Origin of the sequence: Bradyrhizobium sp. NBAIM03, from assembly GCF_020194055.1 — a bacterium.
GTDB classification, from domain to species: Bacteria; Pseudomonadota; Alphaproteobacteria; order Rhizobiales; family Xanthobacteraceae; genus Bradyrhizobium; species Bradyrhizobium yuanmingense.
The window spans coordinates 349166-369141 of the sequence record NZ_JADYVS010000003.1; the positions used below are offsets into that span (position 1 = coordinate 349166).

Genomic DNA, 19976 nt, shown 5'->3' on the forward strand with positions numbered 1-19976 from the left:
CGTCTTGTGCTCATGATGCAGAGCGGTAGAAGGATTTCAGTGGCGATTAGGTGAGTTAGGAACGAGCGCTCGCATTCCACATTGCTTGTGAGATGTAATCGGGAGTTTGAGGCATGGCAGTGCAAATCGTTATGGATCACAGCGGCGACAGCCGGCACTTCTTCGACAACTCCAATGCAGAAGCATTGGTAGAGGCGGAGCGGCTTTTTCTGCAGTTTACGAGCAAAGGATACACCGCGGCCGTTCGGAAGGAGCCCGGTGAGGTAACCAGGATCACTGCGTTCGATCCTACCGCCGAGGAGACATTGTTCTTCCCGCGGCTTGTGGGCGGGTGAGCACCAGTGAGGAGAAGGTTCGGTCGCATCGGCCCTTGGACGCCTCGGAGCCTGGCTATCGGTACGCTTTATCGAGCAGCAAAGGAGGAGAAAACGGTTCAGGCTCGGGCGCTGCGACTGTTGTGTTCTTGGCTTTCGCCCCAGCAAAGGGTCGAGTTCACGAGAAAAGGGTACTTCGACGTCGTGGGATGCGATACCGGAAAGCGGTACCGCATCCGGCGGGGAACGTCCGGCAACGTCAACGAGATCGACGAATACGGCCGGCTCAGCACCGGGTGGTGCTTCGTCCCGGTGGGTGGCTTGATCGAGGGCGATGTCATGCTAGCTCAAAAAATAGCTCTTGAGACCGAGGAGGAACGCGCCTTGAGCATCGCCAACAGCTTCCCCGGCCCGATCCGGTGGCGTCGACTCGGTAGCCGTCCGTCAGAGGGGAGAACTGCGCAGGTGCCCGGTCAACTCAGCTAGACCCGGCGGCGAGCGGCACGGCGACAGCCTGTAGCACGCTGGCGAAGCTCACCTTTGGGCTATTCGTGCTTCAACCGCACTCTGTATTGTTTGCCTGATCGTGCATTCACGAATTTGGACATCGGCCACATTTTCAGCCTCGCAGATCCTGCGAAGCGTGACTGCATCCGAATTTCCGGTCTTCCATACGCCGGATGTGATATAGCCGAGGACTAGAAGCACGAAAAGACCGGCACCAAACATTGGGAAATTGCCCATCTCCTCACCTCCTCAATGGCGGGGCGTGCGTTTCCCGCTGCTTTACAACGCTCGTGTCTCTGCCAAGTTTTCCCAGCTAAAAAATTTACCTCCCAGCGGCGTGGCACCTGCATTCGTCACAGGTAACGGGCGATTGCAGCTGACAAGTAGAGCGGGAAGGAGCGGCTATTCCGGCAAGGCTTAAAAGCGACCGTGTCCCCGGGCATTTCGGCGCGCGCAATCGCGTTCGCGGTGGCAGGACTTGGACGAGATCTGCGGCCCAAGGGCGAAGCGCCGCTAGATAAGTTCAAGCTCGTATGGTCGTTGCTTCTTTTTCCCTTGCCGGAACGCGGAGTCAGCTTGCGCTTTCGGTCAGCGCCGCAATAATCGGTGCCCCCTCCACGCAGGAAAAACCCGGTCAGGAGTGCTGGCCGGGTTAGTCAAGGAGGGACAATGTGTCATCGATGTCCGGCAACGAGGCGCACTCTGAACCGTTCCTGCGGAATCGATCCTTTCCATCCGTTCTTTAAGCCTTTCTGATGCAGGTTAAACTCGCAGAGGGCGAGGAACGGCCACTACGCCAGCGGCTTGGTTCTAGGAAGGCGCCCGGAGAACACCGCCAATTGGCTGAACGTGACGACTTAGGACGTTGAGCAAACGATCTGCTGGCCACCGTTGAGCAAAGAACGTCTCAAGTGGTCAACAAATGATCCTATGCTGCCGGGAGACAGGCAGATGATAGACGCTTTAATGCACTACCTTGAAAGAGCAATTGCGTTCGAGCGGCTCGCGGCCGATGAGATCGACCCGGGCTTGAAAGCCGATCTTGAACGCCAGGCAAGAGCTTACCGCAGGCTTGCTGCTATACAAGCGGAAGGCATGGGTCTACCCGCACCTAGCCAGCCTTCGCAACCGCCGCATCCCTGAGGGGCCAACCATCAATATATCAAAAGTGGCTCGTTCGTCCGCCTCGTATGACACGGAAGCGAGGAGCCGTCAGCTTGTCGGGTGGAACGCGAATGGGCGTGAACTTTGTGTCACTCCGCTGGGCGCGCTTGCAGTTGTGGCAGACGAAAAGGTAAGCGAGGTATCCTTGTAGTCTCGCAGCAGCTCTGAGCGGTTCATCCTAAAGTCCGGGAGCTTCGAGGTGTCCCAGCGCCTTGTTTTGCCGATCCATGCCCCCCTATGTTCAGCAACCAGCATCAAAGTAGCCTGGAGCACAGTGCATCACATGATATAATGCCGGCTGAACCTTTTCTGCGGTCACTGCTTCGGCGTGCGTATTTCCCGGAGGGCCTTTTCGACGTAATCCAGTGGCTCACTAGTTCACGACCTCCGGACCCGGTCTCGCTCCCGCTCGACTTCCTCGGCGTCCTTGTCGTCGATGGTCATTAGCGAGTTCTTCGCATCGCCATGAACTTTCAGCAGTTCGTCGAGCTTGGCATGGATGGCTTGAGTGTCGCGGTGTTCAGCGCGCTGGATCACGAGGGTCATTCCCCAGGTCGCGAGAGTGGCAAGCGAATGCCACTCCAGGCCATTGCCGAGGACGATCCAAAGCGCGGCATAGGCAAGAAACACGACGAACGCGGCTGGCCGCGCGGTCAGCACGCCGATATTGGTCAACCAGCTCCGGATTTCCTTAACGACCATTGGCAGTCAATGTGGCGCCGCTTTTGTTTGTTCCGCGAACTTCTACAGCTCGCGATCCATCGCTGGATGGCTTCGGTTCCTAAGCTCGAGAGCCAACCGGTTTAAGGGTTCACATCACCGCGCCTGTGGAGTCTTGAACCCCCGGGGACACATTGTGCACGACGCTCCTCGAATCCTGGTTGTCGAAGATGAGTACCTCATCGCATTGGAGCTCGACGGCCACTTGAGGGCTGCCGGATACCGCGTGATCGGCCCCGTCCCAGACATTGATGGCGCTTTGAAGCTGTTGAAGGCTGACCGGCCCGACGCGGCCATTCTCGACGTCAACCTCGCTGGAGAATGGGTCACCCCCGTCGCGCTAGCGCTCCAGGCGATGTCCGTACCGTTCATTCTCGCCAGCGGCTACGTTGCCGCCGACCTCCAAGGCGCTCCAGTGTTGCGCGACGCCGTCAATGTCGGAAAATCGTGAAGGCCCGATTATCTCCTCCACGCCCTGCGGAGCGCCTTGGAGCGAAAGTGGGGACCTTGTCCCGAAGCGACGACTTTCGGTGACCTGACGAACTTGGTTGTTCAAGAGAAGTCAATTTCTCGGGTTGCTGTTGTCAACGACGGGAGATTTGCGCCGACACTGTTGGATTCACCGCACCGGCTTGGCCTGCAAAGAACGCCGCCAAAGCGCCCAGTAACAATGCCACTGCCGCGAACATTGCACCTTGTGAGACGCGCTTAGCAGCTGTATCCGCCGCCTGCTTTGCCTGCTCCTTCGTCTTGGCTACCGCATCCTTATATTGCTGTTGGTACTGACTGATCTGCGCCTTCGCTTCGTCTTGTGATATATTCTGAGCCTTGGCTAGAGCCTCGGCGGCCTTGTCGTTAGCCGCTGCCTGCTGAGAAGCGTCACCCGTTAGCGCCGCGCGGACGGCTGTGGCCGCGGCATCACGAAGCGCGGCGGGATCTTGCCCAGAGGCACCTCTAACTTTGCTTTCGATGGCAGCCATCGGGTCGCTAACATTGTTCAGCGTGGGCGCTGCCGTTTGAACCGCCGTTTGGATCGACCCTCCGAGCGCTTTACCCGCTCCGCCCAAAGCGGAGGATGCTGTGCTGAGAGCACCGCCAGCCAAGCCGGAAGCGGCGGAAGAAAGTAGATATATTACTGCCAGCGTCGAGACGGCCCATGACATCAATCCATGATAAGCCGTCGTTGAAGCCGATGCCTTGCCAGAAAGCCGACCGGCTATGTAGCCTCCGAGCGCTGCAGCCACAATTCCGGAAAGTACGAACCAGATACCAGCACCAACCGACATCGAGGTCGCGCTCGGCGTATTACCCTCCCCAACGTCGACCGTCGATAAGCCCACGCCCAGACCGATCATGTTTAGGATCATCTGCATGACAAGCGCGATGGCTGCACCCGCGAAAACGGCGCCCCACGCCACCTGGTTCAACATGATTGTGCGAATTTCGTCAGCGGGAACGACCTCGCTCGTCTGAGGGGGCGTGCGGTGGCTTGAACGAACCATTTCGGGAGAGTTGGCCATGACGTTGATCCTTGAAGGGGGTTTGATGCCGCAACCTGCTTTTGCGTCCGACGTTCCTAAAATCGTGGACATCAACTGCAAGCCCGTTGGAGCCCGGCCACTCAAATGCCCTCTAGCGTGCACTTCCCGCCTCCGCCGAGTTCGAGCAGAGCGGCGGCTTCCGCGGCGGGTGAAGTGAAGGCACAAGACCGCCCCGTTCATTCACCTCCCGATGAGCGAAGCCGACCGTAGCACGCGGGCGCAAATGTCCGCTGTGGGTCAAAAGCTGACGATTGGCGGACGTCGCGGCAGGTCCAGCCACGAGCCACAACCGGACAAATCGACGGACATCGCGGAAGATCGGCTATGGGCCACAACGCGATCTGAACCCTATCGAATGATGCGGGCTTCTCCGATAACGCCAGCGGAGCGCGTGTGGACTGAAGGATTAGCACAATGTCTCGCAGCCCGACGCTCGCACCTATGCGTTGGATTTTGATGGTGGCGGAACGGCCCTGGGGCCATTCCGTGACGATGCGAAGAAGCGGATCAGGCCTTGGCCTTGACCGGGAGCCGAAAGGGCGCCCCCAGCCGGTTGAACGCGTTCATGGCCGCAATCGTGATCGTGAGGTCTACGAGATCCTTTGGCGCGAAAGCCGCGCTTGCGGCCGCATAGGCCTCGTCGGAGGCGTGCGTCTCGCTGACGAGCGTGACTTCCTCCGCCCACGCGAGGGCAGCGCGGTAATTGTCGGGAAACAGGTGGGGCACCTCGGCCCAGACTGGAACGAGGGCGACTTTTTCAAATGACATGGTGGCCAAGAGGTCCCGGGTGTGCAGGTCGATGCAGTGCGCACAGCCGTTGATCTGCGAAACCCGCAGGAAGACGAGGTGGATCAGTTCGTGGGGCAGGTCGGTACCCGTGGTGATGTAGTGGTGGATGCTGAAGAGCGCCTTTGCACCGTGGGGTGCCACTTCGTTCCAGACCAGCCGCTTGTTCTCGCTCATGACGTGCCTCGTTGTTCGGAACGCCGGAGATTCGACGCTCGGAGCCATGACGGGCCAAGCGGTCAGGGTGTGACATGGCACTCGGCGGTTCATTCAAAGCGGCCGATGTCACATCCAGGCAGGTTCGATCGTCTTATTCTCGGGTTCGGGATGCGCGAGCGACGGTGACAGCGGATATGATCTGCGAGGAAACTGGGCGGATGGAGGCGATGGACGATCAGCGGACCACCGAGTTCGAAGCGGAGCGCAGGCGCCTGACACGCCTGGCCTACCGGATGATGGGCTCGCTCACCGAGGCGGAGGACGTCGTTCAGGACGCATGGCTACGGTGGGTCGGGGTGGAGGGTGGCGTCGATTCGCCTCCCGGCTATCTGACCCGCATTGTCACACGCCTGTGCCTCGACCGACGCCGCTCCGCGCGGGCGCGCCGGGAAACCTACGTCGGCCCCTGGCTGCCAGATCCTCTCGTGGGTTCCGTGGAGCCGAACGAGACGGTCGCCGACGACGTCACGGTCACGTTGATGCTGGCCCTTGAGCGCCTGTCGCCTCTCGAGCGGGCCGCTTTCCTTCTCCACGACGTCTTTGACGTGCCGCTGACCGAAGTGGCCATCACCATCGGCCGCGAGCCGGCAGCTGTTCGTCAGCTCGCGGCGCGCGCCCGCAAGCACGTGCAGGCCGCACGTCCCCGCTTTGACGTCGAACCCGCGGATGCGGATCGGATCACCCGAGCTTTCTTCGCCGCAGCACGCGACGGGGACGTGGCGGCGCTTTCGGCGCTGCTGGCAAGGAACGTCGAGATCCATACCGATGGCGGCGGCAAGGTCCTCGCTTTCCGCAATGTCATTCGGGGGGTCGAGCGGGCCCTGCGCCTTTTTGCGAGGCAGCGGCGCAAATACGTCGTAACGCCGAAGCTGCTTCGTGTCGTCACCATCGACGGCCTGCCAGGCTACGTTAGCCTCGATGGAAGCGGCGTACTGCAGACGACTGCGCTCGACATCCGCGAGGACGGGATCACCGCGATCTACATCGTCAAAAACCCGGACAAGCTGTCGCACTTAGCGACAGAAATGGACTTTCCAGCTCGCATCTCGCCGATACCGCCAGCTTCATGAACTGCCCGAGTGACTGCGGCAACGTGGAGAATCGTTCGATGGGCTGCATATGAGGCTCGCCCACGGTCGACGTCCGCTCCGGGTCAAGCGGGACGGTTTTGCTCGGTTGAGTTAGGTCCGGTCTACCTCTGACAGCCGACGCATCCCCGGCCGTGGGACGCGGCAGCGATGGGCCCATAACCAGACCTCAGGTTGTGAAAGCGTATCGGATGCAGACCCTGCGGCCGTGAAGAGAGGCCCCGCCCTGGCTCAGTCTAAGTTGGAACTGCCTCGATGACCTGGAAATGCAAGCCTGCGCGAGCTATGCCGCGCATCTCAAATCCGGCCGTTCGACATAGAGCGGAATACTCGTCGTAGCTCCGTTCAAGCGCTCCAAGCATCACTAGCATATTGAGGTCACTGAACTTCGAGATCGGCCCCTCGTTCGGCGGCTCTACCACACGTTCAATGAGGAGTAATCTGGCATCAGCGGTCATAGCGCGGCGGCAGGTCTTCAGGATGGAAATCGCTTCCTTATCGTCCCAATCGTGGATAATCGCCCGCATCACATAGGCGTCAGCCCCCTCCGGGATGGATTCAAAGAAGCTGCCTCCGACGATTTCGCATCTGTCGACGACACCATGTTGGTCCAGAACTTCGGTCGCCTTGCCAACCACGTGCGGCTGATCGAACAGCGTTCCGCGCAGGCCCTTATTTGCTCCGAGAATTCCCGCCAGCAATTGGCCTTCACCACCCCCGATATCCGCGACGTGACGAAAGCTGCTGAAATCGTAGGCGGCGATAATAGCTTCGATCGCGCCGCGTGAATTGGCCGTCATGGCTCGGTTGAAGATCGCGTTCTCATCCGGACGGGTGCTGCGATACTCCCATACGCTCTGACCATTGAGATGCCGAAAGGCACTCTCGCCGGTGCGGACGCTGTGTTCAAGATGCCCCCAGGCCTGCCAGGCATAAGGTCGGCCGACATATGCGGCCCAGCCGTCGAGTGGAGTCGGCGAGTCGGAACGAAGACACTCGCTCATCGGGGTGAGCGAGAACGTCTTGTTCTCGGCCTCATGGAAAACACCGACTGAAGCCAGCGCCCGCAAGAGCCGATAAAGTGTCCTCGGATGCGATCCGCTGAGCTGAGCAAGTTCGTTGCTGCCTAGGGGCCCGCGACCAAGGTGGTCGGCTATGCCAAGCCGGGCCGCCACGTGAATGGCCTGCGAAATCTGATAACCGTTAATCAGTCGCGTAAGGTCCGACAAAGCATTGGCGGCCATGGTGTCACCTCCTGCTGCTCCGCACACAGTAAAGATGCATCGAGTACCAGACTCCCGCAAACGGATGATATCTCAGATATTGCGGTGCGCACCATCTAACACAAGTCGATTTGAGGACCGCTTAGGGTCAAAGGCCGCCGATTTGCCCTGCGGTCGGGCGCTTCCGGTTTACCCCGTTTCCGGACAACTCGTCGCTACGCCCCAATGGAAGCGATGGGCCACAAGCAGACCTCCGCTCCGACCACAACGAGATTCGCTAAGTGCTTCAAGCGGAAGCGACATTCGTTTGCGCACCGAGCATTTGCGCACAAGGCCGACGTCGAACGGAATATGAGAAGACCGTGCGAGCGAGACGCGCTTAAGGCTTGCGGCGGATCTGATAGAGAACGAAGCGCCCGGACCTGTCTGATTCCTTCAACATCTCCGGCAGCGGATTGGCCGTGCCAGTGCCGAGCAGATAAAGGTAGTCGTAATCTCGATACCAGGTGCGGACGAGGGCACGGTCATCAAGCGCCGTCTTCTGGCCTGTGGCGATTGCGCTCAGTACGCGTATCGGCACGGGCGCGCCATTGGGAATCGAGAGACGGCGGACCCCGGCACGTGTCTGAATCGGCTGCTTGCCGGTCTCGGTGAATACGTGCGGCACGAAGGCATTCGCGTAATGCACCGCAAGCGTCGGCGCATAATACATTGGATACTGGGTAAGGTCCTCGAATGGTGGATCCTCGGTCTCTCCGGTAATCCCAATCAGTACCTTCGAACCAGGATTGATCTTTTGAAACGACGCGATCATGGCCGAATATTCCGAACGGTAGGACAGCCAGACCTCCAGCACGATGGCCAGATTGGCCAGCGTGATGCCTCCGACAATGGCGAGCGCAGTCATCCTCCATCGTCGGTTCGGCAGTGACAGCGAGCAGAACGCGGGCAGGATCAAAGCTGCCGCGGGAAGAATACGAATGTCTGCGAACGCCGTGCCAAATAGCCTTGGCGGAATCGCAAGATAAAGGAGTCCGAAGCCACTTGCGATCCAGATCCCGGCCGGCTGCAGCTTTAGCATGCCGCAGCTGATGGCGAGATATAACGCCGTCATGAGCACGATCGCGCTGGCGCCAGAGACGGCCATGTTGTAGCCGTTCATGATGAAAAATAGCCAGGGCAGCTTGTGGTCAAAGTTCCAAAAGGTGCCCTCGCTTCCGACAGAGCCCGCGGTCAGTCGCATGACCACCAACAGCGCGGCAGCAGGGAGTGCAAGCGTCGCGAGCCGGAGCGCGACGTCGTTGTAAGGCACCTTCCGATCGAAGGCGCGCCACAATTCATAGAGTCCAAGCGTCGCACCATAGATTCCCAATGCAAAGAAATGCGCGGTGAACAGCACCACCACGAAAACCGTGTTGACAGCGCAACGTACCGAGGCTGGCCGCTCGGCGGCCAACAGATAGGCGGCGATGCCCCAGAGCGCGATGGCCAGCGCAGATTCGAAGTTGACGAACCCCCACGTGAACGGCGGGCAATAGAGAAACAAGAGCGCCGCGAAACCGGCGAGGTGAACGCGCCGCTTCACAGCCCATTCGAGCGCAAGCGCGCCGCCAACGATCAGCATCTGGGTGAAAAGAAGAAACAGCCGGGTTGCGTTCTCGGCGCCGATCAGCCGCGCCATAGAGGGGACCACCAAGTCCATTGCCAAGTTGGGATAGAAGGCCCAGGCCGCCTCATAATATGGATTGGCGTTGGGGGTGCCCATCTGACTCAGAAGTTGCATGCGGACGACGTGGTTGACGTAGTCGCCCATCGCCGGAATAGGAGTCAGAAGGGTGGGAAGAAGCGAGGCGACGGCCAGCAGAGCGAACGCAGCGGTCGCAACCGATCGATCGGAGCGAGCGCTGCGATCAATGAGATTTTCTACGATCAGGAGAGCTGGTACATTCACGCGCTAATTCCGGGTATTTGAACCCGGACTGGTTGTTATTTTGATATACACTCAGCTATGGTAGAATCTCTTAACAATCGGTTAAATGGTTGAGTGATGGGTTTATTGCTACTATCCAAAGAGCTTGAGTTCCGCTTTGGGTCAAAGGCTGCCCTCGGGAGCCCGCATGCCCTTGGTCGGATCATCTCTTGGGAGCGGATGTCGCCGCGGCCTGGGCTGAGGTCAGTCACGTTCCAAAACGGACATCCCGCATACTTCCGAATCGTTTGAAAGTGCGGTGAGCGTCAGGTAAAACTTGGCGTTGTGGAACTGTCGTGTCCGCTCGCACGGGGAGAATGCGCGTGAAGGAACTGGCAGGAAAGACGGCATTCGTGACCGGTGCGGCGTCCGGCATTGGATTGGGGATAGCGACCGCTTTCGCCCAGGCTGGCGCGAAAGTGATGCTTTGCGATATTGAAGAGGCCGCGCTGTCCGCAGCGCTCGAGCAACTGCGGCTCACCAACGTCGATGTCGACGGCGTGAAGGCAGACGTCTCGCTTAAAGCCGAACTCGCGGCGGCCGCAGAAGCCACCACCGTCCGCTACGGCAAGGTCCATATTCTCGTCAACAACGCGGGCGTCGGCGGTGGTGGGCCCTACGGCAGCTGGACCGATGCGGCGTGGAATTGGACGTTGGGCGTCAACCTGATGGCGACCATTTGGGGGATCGAGATCTTCGGGCCGTTGATCGAGCAGCATGGCGAGGGTGGACATATCGTCTCCACAGCCTCGATCGCAGGCGTCATTTCAGGAGCGAGCACTGCATACAACGTTTCAAAGTATGGCGTTGTCGCGCTGTCCGAGGGATTGCGGCAAGAGCTCGCGCCCCGCGGAATTGGCGTATCGGTATTGTGTCCCGGGTACATCCGCACTCAAATCATGAACTCGAGCCGCAACCTCCCCAAGCGCTTCGAGGGGGCAGTCCGAGCCCCGCCGACTTCGGGCCCGATTGCCGAACGCATTAATCAGATCCGGGAACGCGTCACTCAAGGTATCGACCCCCTCTATGTCGGCGAACTCGTCCGCGAAGGCGTCGAAAACGACTGGCCCTATATCTTCACCGACCTCGAATTTGAGCCGATAGTCGAAGCGCGCTTCGCCGGAATCAAGCAAGGCTTTGACCATATCCGCGGGCGCTCCCCGAAGCGTTGAGTGCGCAAACTTTCTCCTACCTGATCGGTGTGTTCATGGGGTGATGGCGCTGAGACGATTCTGTGAGTCATCACGCCATGTCCGCTCCGGGTCAAAAGCTGCCCAGGCCGGGGGGCGCCGAAGGTCCGCTATTGAGGCAGAACCAGTCCCATCCACTTTCTCAGGGAGGCGCTAGCGGACTGCGGCTGCAGGATGGTCACCACTCGGAACGACCCAGTCGATCGCCAGGAGGCAGGCTTCGACTATGACAAACGAGAGTAGGCCCCCAATCCATCCGAAAAAGACGACCGCGAAAGTTGCAATCAAAATCGCGCAGAATACATCGGCCAGCACCTTAGCTGCGCGTTCGCCCTTGTCCTGTTTGGATGTGAAATAGGGGCATGGTCTCCTCCGGGCGCTTCACTGGTCCGGACTTAGCCACACCTGCGAGCGGCCGTCCACTCCCTCAGGGGTACCGCATTACCGAGCGTCCTATCTCCCGCTATGGGTCGCAAGCGGCGGTCCTGGCAAGCGCAGCCGTACGCCCGGTTAAAGGCAATAGCCGACAAGCATCGGAATTGCCGTTCTACGGCGAGGGCGGGCCGCAGGCAGGAAGCCCACCCGTAAATTTCCCAAGTGTCGGATTTTCGCTCGCTGGTTAACTGGTGCGGATCGAGCGCCGCATTATGAAAACACCGAAGCCGAAACAATGGGCCGAGCAGGAGGTCCGACGATTGATCGCGCTGGCTCGGCAGGGAGTCGGCGCAGCGAGGATAGCCGCCGAACTCGGCCGCCACACCGGATCGGTGAGGCGCATGGCGCGAACGTTGGGACTGCTGTTGAAGAAGTAGCCCCCGAGCAATCTTGAGCGCAGCGCGGCAGACCTGCAGACCAAAGCCCCCGACCTCCCGCTGCGAGCGGGCCTGCAATTCGCGCAGAGCTGGAACTTAGATTGCAACAATATCATTCCGACGACGGTCACAAAGACTCGCCCGTTCACTCCATTCAGGGGCGTGCAACAGCTGAGGTCCGCTGTCAGAACGGAGTCGGACGAGCTTGCGCACCTGGAAGGTTAGGCCAGAGGCGGACAGGCCTTGCCGAGCACTGTCAGTTGAAGCCCTCGATGTAGGCGCGAACTCCGGACGCGTCGTCCGCCGCAGCGGCGCAGATGCCTATTGCGTGGATTTCGGGAGGTACGCCAAAGTTCGCGCTAATCCGCATATCCACCATCATCGAGGCAACCGCCTCACGTGCCCGACCAACGTTCAGCAGCGAGAGCGCATGTTCCTTGCTTTGCTCTACGTATTCTTTTCGAGTCATTGCCAACACACTAGTCTTCAGGCCGAAAGTTCGTTCAATTGGGCGTCAGCATCGCATGCTTTCCTTGGAATGACTACCTCGCGTAGGTTGCCGGCCCATTCCATCTCGGCCCGTCAGAGGCGAGTTGCAACAAATCGCCCCCTCAAGGGGAGCGCCCGCCCTCTTCAAGGAAGATTCGAAAAGGCAGCCTGAACGTCCGCTGAGGGTCAGAAGCGTCGGTCTGTCGTTCCACTGCAAACGTCCGCTCTGCACTGTAAAGTGACATCTAGCGGTAGCGCCTCAAGGGAAGCCGCGGCTTACAGTTGCCGCCAAACCCCCACTTCCGTTGGCAAGACGCTCCCGCCCGTTGATCGGGTTTACCAGAGTGATCGAGGGCGCGCGGCGGTCGCAATCAGTCCAATTCCGAGCGAATCTCGGTCATCAACCCGAAGTAGCTTTGACCGTTGAAGCGATCCTCACATCTCCACGTCCTCTCCGCCTTGAAATTGGAGTTGCCATGTGCCGTTTGCCCAACGACACGATCACGCTGACACTCCCGCAAGTTAGCTTCGAAGCCTTATTCGGCGACCCTGAGTTCCCGGCCAATGCGCATGGCGGCAACGACACCATTACGATCAACATCGAGGCCATGACGTTCGTCAACCTGGTGGGCGATACTGCGACCTTGCTGGATCATTCCCAAGGCGGCAACGACACACTCAGGGTGAACATCGACGGCTCGCTCAACACCGTCATCATCGACGGCGATGCACAATCCATGTCAGGCCATGCCAGGGGCGGCAACGACACGGTGATCGGCGACAGCACGGGCTCGGTTCGCAGCGGCTTCACACTCTATGGGGACGCCGAGGGTGCCATGTCTGACCACGTGCAGGGCGGCAACGACATCGTCATCGGCGCGTTCGGCGGCCGATCATTGAACACTCTGGTGGGCGATGGCACAACCATGTCCGGGCACGTCCATGGCGGCAACGACACGCTGATCGCTCTCCAGACCGGCCAGACCGGCTCGGCAATTCTGTACGGCGATGCCTTCGGCATGGCCGATCACGCGCACGGTGGCAATGATAACCTCACCTTCACGATCGGGGACGAAGCCCAGCCCGGAGGCGGGAGATTATACGGCGATGGGGGTGGGCTCTCGGGTGATGCACGTGGCGGGAACGATACCCTCACCGTGGTCGATCTCCATGGCAATCTTCACTTCTATTCCTTCCTGCTGATTGGCGATGTCGATTCCATGTTCGGCAATGCGCAGGGGCGTAAGGGATTGTACAAGAAATAGCTCATCTGCCTGCGGGCCTCCGTTTGCGGACGCACAACCGCGCCGGCGTCGGCACCTTCAGCACCCCCGCGGCGATCAGAGCAATTTACGTGATCTGGATGCGCTCGTTTCCAGTAACGCCGTCTGCCGCATGCGCACCAATTTGGCCTGCCGTAGGCCACCGTTCCACCCCTTGTGAGGAACGACAGAACCCACCAAAATCGAGGGATTGCCTATTGGAGATTTCAAATGCCCCTTACTACCGATCCGTCTCGCGATATCGAGTTCCGACTTTTCGAAGGTATCGCGTTTGCGATGTTGGACAGCGAACAGCGCGTCCTTTGCTTCGTCACTTGGGCTGCCTTGCTCGATCGCGCCGCAAAGGATGGGACCCGTCAAACGGACCTCAGAGGCACGTTTGAGCAGTACCGTTGGAAAATCGAAGCGATCGCGAGCGGGAATTACGACCAGGGGGAAACCAGGCCCGTGGTCCGTACCGAGCAGCTCACCCCGCCCTAACGGCTCCTGCGGATTTATGGCCCGCAGCTCCGACGCTGGCGGCGAGCCGCGCTGCGGCTTCCGGGGTCGGCCCAAAGGGAGCTTCAACGTGCTTCACGCTGCGGCCTTAAGGCCTCATTCCTTGATTCAGGAATAAATCATGACACGTGGTGCGAGCGGGAGGGAGCAAAATCGCGCCTTTTCACAGCCGGTAGATAATTCGTGGTCGGCTCTTTGACCCGCCGCGACTCAGGCGTGCCCCCCAATCGAAAGCTACTACGCTGGTATGGCAAGATAGCCCTCGCAACGCGGGCGAAGGAAAAGGGGCGCCTACGCAAAACCTCGAAGGTGAATGTCGGCCGGGCGATCTACCTTTCGGGTGACAGCCATCTCCCACGGGTGATGGGATCAATCCATGTCCCGGTTATCTCAAACTTCGGATTTGTTGGGCGAGGGGCGCGAAGTCCCATTGCGCTGCGCGTTCGACAGTTTGCTAGCCATCGACGAGCGTGCAGTTGGCATTCCGGAGAATCCTGGAAGTCGCGGTTGGTCAGAGCTAGCTTGCTCCATTGCCCGCTCAGGGACAGACCATAGTGCGCGCCCTCCGAGGTGCAACGAGAGGGCCAAAGTTGAGATCGTAAGATCTGAGGGGCAACCCTCTCGACTAATTCCCTGTTGAAGATTTCGCAAGCACCACATCGGTGCCGAGCTCGGGTGAATAAATCCAGCAGAACAATCCGGCACCAAGGACGGCCGCAATTCCTTGAAGTGCAATCATCTGAAGTCTCCCCATGAAAAGGTCCAAATGGAAGACTGGCCCCCGTCTGTTTCCGGGATGCTTCGATCGGAGGGGGAAGGTGTTTCGTTCACCAACGTGTTATCGAGCACGGCGGTACCGCTCTGGTCCGCGCCCCCCCAGCTCACGTTGGCGGGCTTCTCTCTTGCGGCTCTCCCCGTTTAAATGGGTTCGATAACTGGGAGGATCGCAATGCACAAAATGATCACCGTGGGAGTTATGACTGCCGCGCTCATCCTTGCGGCCTGTGGCAGAGAGCCTGGACCTAAAGGTGATCCAGGGCCGCAGGGGCCGGCCGGCCGGCAGGGTGCCCAAGGGATTCAGGGGGTACCGGGACCACAGGGCCCAGCGGGTGCGCAAGGACCACAAGGGCCGCAGGGGCCGAAAGGTGAGAAGGGAGACAAGGGCGATCCGGGGACGGTCAATATCCGCTCAGTGCAAGCTGATGGCGCCGTCAATTGCGACAACAGCGAAACGCTAGTGTCGGTGTTCTGTCCAAGCGGGGGCTCAGTCGACGGAGCGAAATGCGGGACGTCGCCGACAGTCGGGCTTTGTTTGAAGAAGTGAGTGCTCGGCGGTTCACGCTGGCGGGCCTGCTCCATTAAGCAAACATTAACCATAAGCGCTCACCTTGCCGGGCAACGGCTAAGGAGCGCTGACATGAAAGTACTCTTTGCCTGCTTTCAAACCGTGCTCGCAATCGTCGTTCTGGTAGACGCAGGAGTGTTGCACCTGCTTTGACTGCGGGGTGCCTTCGCAGGTTCATGCAGCCTCTGGCTCGGGCGGAGCTTGCTTCTTCATGCTGGAAGCCATTCTCATCCTGCTGGTGATCGGAGCCGTGGCCCTTCTCCTTACGGCCTTTTGGGGCCTGCATAGGCACGTATGAGCGGCACGGCCCCGCCAGGGTGAAACCGGCGGGGCTCGAAGCTTAGGGAGGCCAGATTTGATAGCCCTGCTTATTGAAGGTCTCGGGATCGAAGCCGATCAAGCCTGGCACCGTGACATCCTTCACCTCCTTGATCCGCTCCCAAGAGCCGACCTTGGGCGGCGGCAGGTTGCTTCCGTCAGGTTCTTTTGTAATGGCCGTTTGAGCGCCAGCCTTAAACACATAACCCTTCACGCTTTACTCCTTAAGAAAATGCCCCCGAGGACCGGGGCAAATTTCTGCGGACAAAGCTGATGGCGCCGCTGCCCGGTCAGAGCTCTCACGGCGCCGCGCTGATAGAGCGACGAATGCTCAGAGGCGCTTCGGACTCATAAATTGCGGTGGCTTGCCGCTCTCGAGATCCCGCCTAACGTCAGATCCCCGACTGCCGCATTCGCCGCAGACGAAGCGCGGCTCGATATCAGACAGGCGAACATCGTCGCGCCAGCGATCTGCGCTCAGAGCGATGTGGTGGCCGCAATGGCAGTAGACCAGGACTCCGTGAAGGCCCATCTGCGCATCTGGCCGAAGGTGATCTTGAGCGGCCGGCCGGCGTGGTAGGCGTGTGGTGGCGTGCAGGGCGAGGAATGCCCCCCTCAAGGCGGCAATGTAAGTACCTCGCAAATTATCGATCCCTTGGAGCTCATCCGTCGCGCGATCTACCGCGCGTCGTGGGCGTGGAAAACGACCTGCCGTGGTCCGGCCGGTTTAGGCTGGCGGCTCTCTATTGCGGTACTTTCCCGCGACTGCCAGAGTGGTCCGCAGGTTTCGAGACGATTGTCGTACCAATGGCCAGCAGACATCACATGCCAAGCGACAGGACTGAGTAGCCTTTGAAGCAACCGGCGCCCAGAACGGTTCAGGAGGCTCGCGCGAACGCGCGGGCAGCCGAGCTAGCCCCTCTTATCGAAGCTCTCCAGAAGTCCGGTGCCACGTCCTTGGGGGCGCTTGCAAAGAAACTCAATGAGACCTGCGTTCCTACGCCAGCCGGGCAAGGCAGATGGTCCGCCACGCAAGTCTGGCGAATCCTCAAGCGCTTGCGTCAGATCTCACATGGCCCTTGAGGAATTGTTGAAATCCGGGCGGCGACGGGACATCAGCCGTGCCGGCCACAAATGCAATCCCCCTCAGGCATGCCTGTTAACGCTATGGCTGCATCGGTAATCGGCGCAATAGACCGCGACGCTTCGCACGGCCATCACGCGCATCTGGCCGAAAGTGATCTTGAGAGGTCGGCCGTCAGCATTTGTGGGTGTGTGGCGTCTGGCGGGGCACACAGAAATCAAAGCAGCACCGCTGCCACTGGCAAGTTACCGAGTCGTATTTCAAAGGGGCCAGGCCGCGCTACGTCTGAACGGCCACCTACCAACCAACGGAGGATTTTCCCGGCCCCCAACTCCACTTTCTAGGCAAGTAGAGATCAAGAGGACCATCCGCAGACGCCGCGGACACCGAGAGGTCAACACTAACTTCTGCACTTATCGTTTGAGCGTGGACTGGAGCAACCTTCGTGCGTTGTTCGCCCCCGTCAGTGCTCTGAGCGACTTCCGTTGACATGGCTAGGGCCTCCACTGAGCGTAGAAGCCTAGCAACGACGGTTGGCGAATGCTGTAGCGGAAATGCGACAACTTCTGCGGAAGCGCGCCGCCCGGTCCTTTGTTTCACACCCGTAGTATATCGTGAATTGCTGTCTTGATGCCCGCAGGAATTAATGGTCGGGCTATGGTGGCAGGCTTTTTGATTGCTGGCGGCGTTGCCGTGTTGGCTCTGGGCGTCACATTCGCCGCCGTGAAGTATATGGACGGTCGGACGGAGCGAAAGCGCCACTAGAAGCATCGGTACCTATGCGGCGCTACGGGGCTTGAACCACTTCGTTGGCAATCCAATGTGGTAACCGCGCAGGCGAAGCTCTTGCTCGGTTCGGTTCAGCGTTTCGGAAATGAACTCGACGGGCGCGCCGAGATGAACAAGCACTCACGCAGCATCTCGTCTTCTTGTCTGGTCCAGGAGGAGCGGGCCTGCTTCATATTGGAGATTGGATGTATGTTGGAAGTAAACGGCTATCGTACCTCTCGTTGCCGAACGCTCGATAAATGCTTTGTGCGCGGCAGCCCGGTCTTTTCGAGATCTCTGAAACGTTGAAATTTTGAGGGTCTGCCCGATCGCCCAGCAGATTGCATGAGGTTCTGGGAACACGAAAGCTTAGCTCATCTGCGAGCTTCGACGTGGGGACTTGTCGGTAAGGCTTCGCCTAAGCCTCAAAGCAGAAGGCCGGCTCAAAAAGCCGGCCTTTGTTTCTTTAGTGGAGATAATCAGTACCTGGCAGCGACCGGAGCGCCAAAACCACCAAAACGGTAGTTCACCCGAACCAGAGCCAGATCTACATCCTGTCCGATACGAGCGGTGCCGAAAGTAGCCCCAGCTGGCGTGGTGAAAATCGTGTCATGGTCGTCCAGGAAGATATGGTTATACTCGAAACCGACCGACCAGTTCGGAGCGAAGCCAAATTCGACGCCAGCGCCCACGGTGGCACCCCAGCGCGTGTCGCGTGCTGACGCCAGGAGCGTACCGGCACCAATGAAGCCAGGCGGAATATAGGTGTCGTAGCGATTGCCAACCACCGCTGCACCGCCCTTGACGTAGAGCAGGACGTTGTTCCAGGCGTAGCCCACTTGGCCGGTAATCAACCCAAACGCATCGATCCGGGTGTGATTGTCGAAACCCGTGGCAAGGCCAATGTTGCTGCCGCTGAAGTCCGCCCAGTTGCCCTGGCCTTCAACGCCGAAGACCCAGTTGGCTGATTGCCAGCGGTATCCGATCTGGCCACCAACCGTTCCGCCGCTGGCGTCATGGCAACCATCGGCCACAGCCGGCACGACCGGAACAACGCCAACCGCCACGATATCGGCGCAAGTACGCGAAGAGCCCCAACCGCCGTTGACGCCGATGTAGAAGCCGCTCCAGTCGTAGATAGTGGCCACCATTGGCGGAGCCTTGGTCATCGGACGAGCGGCCAAGTCCGCCGCACTGGCGGGAGCCGCTAGACCAAGTGCCAGAGCACCGGCCGCAGCCGCGAAAAGTTTTCTCATTCGAGTGTCTCCCCAATAATAACGAGTTCAATGAATCAGTGCATTCGCCCACCTGCCAAACTGAGCGTACTCACCTCAGGCAGAATTGCTGTAGCTCCGGCGCAACACCCGCGCTCTTAAAGAAGCCTAATTCTACAGGTACTTAGGGAACTAAATGCACTCTATCGCGCACACAACGGCAGGTTTGATACCGCAGCTCTTAAGGGCGGAACGAGAAAAACGTATCTCGGGCTGGAGTTCACCAGCGGCGCCGGCTTGGACAACGGGTGTTGCTTTCCCATCACATCGCGGCTCGTGATTTAGAAGTTGGAACCGCTGCAGGATCGCGGGAAGGGCGTCGGGTGAGTGCTACCTGCGCGAGGCTTTCTGGCGAGTATGACGTCGGCTGTCGAAGCCGCTGACCAAAGTGTACCGCTTTTCACCAAGGCGCCCACGGCTGCTAGGCATCAAACCTGGACAGGATTGCATGTAGGCGGGAACGTCGGCGGCGCTTGAGCAAATCGCACTGTGAATCTCGCAGGTGATCCGCTTCCGCTTTCCTCTTCAATCTGGAGTTCCGGTCTTAGCTCCCTTGCAGGGCAGGTTGCTTTCACAGCCTAAGACCTCTCAATGAGTAGTGTTAGCGGAGGCTGGCAAGCTAGCTGGCGTTGAAGGTGACTTGAGCGCGGCGAGCTTGCGCGGAAGAGCCGCTAAACGCTCGATCATTTGTTCGGGAGAGGCCGCGGCGAGCATCGTCTTCTTGATCTCAGGAGTGGTTCGTGAGGTACATCCGGTCGCGCCGGCGGATGCTAAGGCTGGTGGTCGGCGGCGGCCGACGGATGCGGCGGGAGTTGATGGTCGTCGGCGAACAGAGTTGCGGTGTCCAGGCCTTCCGTTTCGTCGCACATGGCTTGCTCTCCGTGAGCCCCAGCAAGCGCTTGGGACCCACCGAAAACTGAGCTCGGTCAACCGCGAGAGTTTGTTGGCTTTTTCGACAGTGCACGAAGTGTCTGAGATTTAGCGGTCCGTCGGCGTTCTCGATGGCATTGTCGAGCAACGAATCGATCCCGAGTGAATCAAGGCAAACTCCAGACAAAACCAACATCACGAGGACATCATTGCGATCGCTTCATTTTTCAAGTCGCGAGGACTCACAACTCCCACAATTTGACAGACAAACCTCGGACGTGGCCGGCTTCCCCTCTCGGAGGGAGCCACCATGGTCGAACCGCCGCTCTATTACGAACATCAGGTACTGAAACGCTTGAAGCTCAGGGCCTCCGAGCTCGAGGAGCTTCTGAATATCGGCATCGTCTCGCCGGTCGGGCGCAGGGGGAGCGACCCGCTTTAGTGCGTGGAAGCGATCGTCTCGCGACAGAATACCACAACACGAGGATGAGCGGCAAACACATAAATCATGTCC

The 19976-nt window shown here is 59.4% G+C and carries 16 protein-coding genes; 8 read left to right on the forward strand and 8 right to left on the reverse strand.

The features are described 5' to 3' along the window. Positions 1-113: 113 nt before the first annotated feature. Positions 114-335 carry a hypothetical protein gene (locus tag I6F21_RS06570; RefSeq protein ID WP_109143095.1) on the forward strand — a complete coding sequence of 74 codons (222 nt, stop codon included), beginning with the start codon at positions 114-116 and terminating at the stop codon, positions 333-335. A 51-nt stretch (positions 336-386) separates the two neighbouring features. Continuing rightward, complete coding sequence (locus tag I6F21_RS06575; RefSeq protein ID WP_225182996.1) at positions 387-800, forward strand: hypothetical protein; 414 nt, start codon at positions 387-389, stop codon at positions 798-800. Between the two features lie 1563 nt (positions 801-2363). Here I6F21_RS06575 and I6F21_RS06580 read toward each other — a convergent pair. After that, positions 2364-2660, reverse strand: coding sequence for a low affinity iron permease family protein (locus I6F21_RS06580; protein ID WP_225129301.1), 297 nt, complete (start codon positions 2658-2660; stop codon positions 2364-2366). Between the two features lie 181 nt (positions 2661-2841). Here I6F21_RS06580 and I6F21_RS06585 point away from each other — a divergent pair, with 181 nt between their 5' ends. Further along, entirely contained in the window at positions 2842-3156 is a 315-nt protein-coding gene (locus I6F21_RS06585; protein ID WP_225182964.1) for a response regulator, read from the forward strand. Positions 3157-3289: 133 nt separating this feature from the next. Here the strand turns inward: I6F21_RS06585 and I6F21_RS06590 are convergent, their stop codons facing one another. After that, entirely contained in the window at positions 3290-4207 is a 918-nt protein-coding gene (locus I6F21_RS06590; RefSeq protein WP_225182997.1) for a PhnA-like protein, read from the reverse strand. Positions 4208-4753: 546 nt separating this feature from the next. After that, a complete protein-coding gene (locus tag I6F21_RS06595; protein WP_225129305.1) occupies positions 4754-5209 on the reverse strand; it encodes a carboxymuconolactone decarboxylase family protein in 456 nt (151 codons plus the stop codon). Positions 5210-5418: 209 nt separating this feature from the next. On the opposite strand from I6F21_RS06595, the gene sigJ reads away from it, so the two are divergent. Beyond that, complete coding sequence (sigJ, locus tag I6F21_RS06600; protein ID WP_225129442.1) at positions 5419-6321, forward strand: RNA polymerase sigma factor SigJ; 903 nt, start codon at positions 5419-5421, stop codon at positions 6319-6321. Between the two features lie 254 nt (positions 6322-6575). Here the strand turns inward: sigJ and I6F21_RS06605 are convergent, their stop codons facing one another. Both I6F21_RS06605 and I6F21_RS06610 read right to left on the reverse strand, forming a co-directional pair. Next, positions 6576-7583, reverse strand: a complete 1008-nt coding sequence (locus I6F21_RS06605; RefSeq protein ID WP_109143100.1) for a methyltransferase — start codon at positions 7581-7583, stop codon at positions 6576-6578. Between the two features lie 358 nt (positions 7584-7941). Then, positions 7942-9513 (reverse strand): hypothetical protein, encoded by a 1572-nt coding sequence (locus I6F21_RS06610; RefSeq protein ID WP_225182965.1) that lies wholly within the window; start codon positions 9511-9513, stop codon positions 7942-7944. A 335-nt stretch (positions 9514-9848) separates the two neighbouring features. On the opposite strand from I6F21_RS06610, the gene I6F21_RS06615 reads away from it, so the two are divergent. Next, a complete protein-coding gene (locus I6F21_RS06615; RefSeq protein WP_225129313.1) occupies positions 9849-10703 on the forward strand; it encodes an SDR family NAD(P)-dependent oxidoreductase in 855 nt (284 codons plus the stop codon). A 1086-nt stretch (positions 10704-11789) separates the two neighbouring features. Here the strand turns inward: I6F21_RS06615 and I6F21_RS06620 are convergent. Continuing rightward, positions 11790-12011 carry a hypothetical protein gene (locus tag I6F21_RS06620; protein ID WP_225129315.1) on the reverse strand — a complete coding sequence of 74 codons (222 nt, stop codon included), beginning with the start codon at positions 12009-12011 and terminating at the stop codon, positions 11790-11792. A 487-nt stretch (positions 12012-12498) separates the two neighbouring features. Between I6F21_RS06620 and I6F21_RS06625 the strand changes: the two genes are divergently transcribed. Beyond that, positions 12499-13287 carry a hypothetical protein gene (locus I6F21_RS06625; RefSeq protein ID WP_146207708.1) on the forward strand — a complete coding sequence of 263 codons (789 nt, stop codon included), beginning with the start codon at positions 12499-12501 and terminating at the stop codon, positions 13285-13287. Between the two features lie 228 nt (positions 13288-13515). Beyond that, positions 13516-13785: a DUF1488 family protein gene (locus I6F21_RS06630; RefSeq protein ID WP_109143103.1), complete on the forward strand. Its 270-nt coding sequence runs from the start codon at positions 13516-13518 to the stop codon at positions 13783-13785. Positions 13786-15488: 1703 nt separating this feature from the next. Here the strand turns inward: I6F21_RS06630 and I6F21_RS06635 are convergent. Together I6F21_RS06635 and I6F21_RS06645 are read right to left on the reverse strand one after the other, a co-directional pair. After that, on the reverse strand, positions 15489-15680 hold the full coding sequence (locus I6F21_RS06635) for a hypothetical protein (RefSeq protein ID WP_109143106.1): 192 nt from the start codon (positions 15678-15680) through the stop codon (positions 15489-15491). A 2117-nt stretch (positions 15681-17797) separates the two neighbouring features. Beyond that, on the reverse strand, positions 17798-18574 hold the full coding sequence (locus I6F21_RS06645; protein WP_225129317.1) for an outer membrane beta-barrel protein: 777 nt from the start codon (positions 18572-18574) through the stop codon (positions 17798-17800). A 1198-nt stretch (positions 18575-19772) separates the two neighbouring features. Between I6F21_RS06645 and I6F21_RS38785 the strand changes: the two genes are divergently transcribed. Further along, the gene (locus I6F21_RS38785; RefSeq protein WP_275945413.1) at positions 19773-19904 is read left to right on the forward strand and encodes a hypothetical protein; all 132 of its coding nucleotides are present in this window, start codon (positions 19773-19775) and stop codon (positions 19902-19904) included. The last annotated feature ends 72 nt before the right edge of the window (positions 19905-19976 follow it).

Coding starts and splice junctions, on each gene's coding strand:
- I6F21_RS06645 (WP_225129317.1), bottom strand. CDS start 18,574: ATGAGAAAACTTTTCGCGGCTGCGGCCGGTGCTCTGGCACTTGGTCTA.
- I6F21_RS38785 (WP_275945413.1), top strand. CDS start 19,773: ATGGTCGAACCGCCGCTCTATTACGAACATCAGGTACTGAAACGCTTG.
- I6F21_RS06590 (WP_225182997.1), bottom strand. CDS start 4,207: ATGGTTCGTTCAAGCCACCGCACGCCCCCTCAGACGAGCGAGGTCGTT.
- sigJ (WP_225129442.1), top strand. CDS start 5,419: ATGGACGATCAGCGGACCACCGAGTTCGAAGCGGAGCGCAGGCGCCTG.
- I6F21_RS06625 (WP_146207708.1), top strand. CDS start 12,499: ATGTGCCGTTTGCCCAACGACACGATCACGCTGACACTCCCGCAAGTT.
- I6F21_RS06605 (WP_109143100.1), bottom strand. CDS start 7,583: ATGGCCGCCAATGCTTTGTCGGACCTTACGCGACTGATTAACGGTTAT.
- I6F21_RS06570 (WP_109143095.1), top strand. CDS start 114: ATGGCAGTGCAAATCGTTATGGATCACAGCGGCGACAGCCGGCACTTC.
- I6F21_RS06630 (WP_109143103.1), top strand. CDS start 13,516: ATGCCCCTTACTACCGATCCGTCTCGCGATATCGAGTTCCGACTTTTC.
- I6F21_RS06615 (WP_225129313.1), top strand. CDS start 9,849: ATGCGCGTGAAGGAACTGGCAGGAAAGACGGCATTCGTGACCGGTGCG.
- I6F21_RS06595 (WP_225129305.1), bottom strand. CDS start 5,209: ATGAGCGAGAACAAGCGGCTGGTCTGGAACGAAGTGGCACCCCACGGT.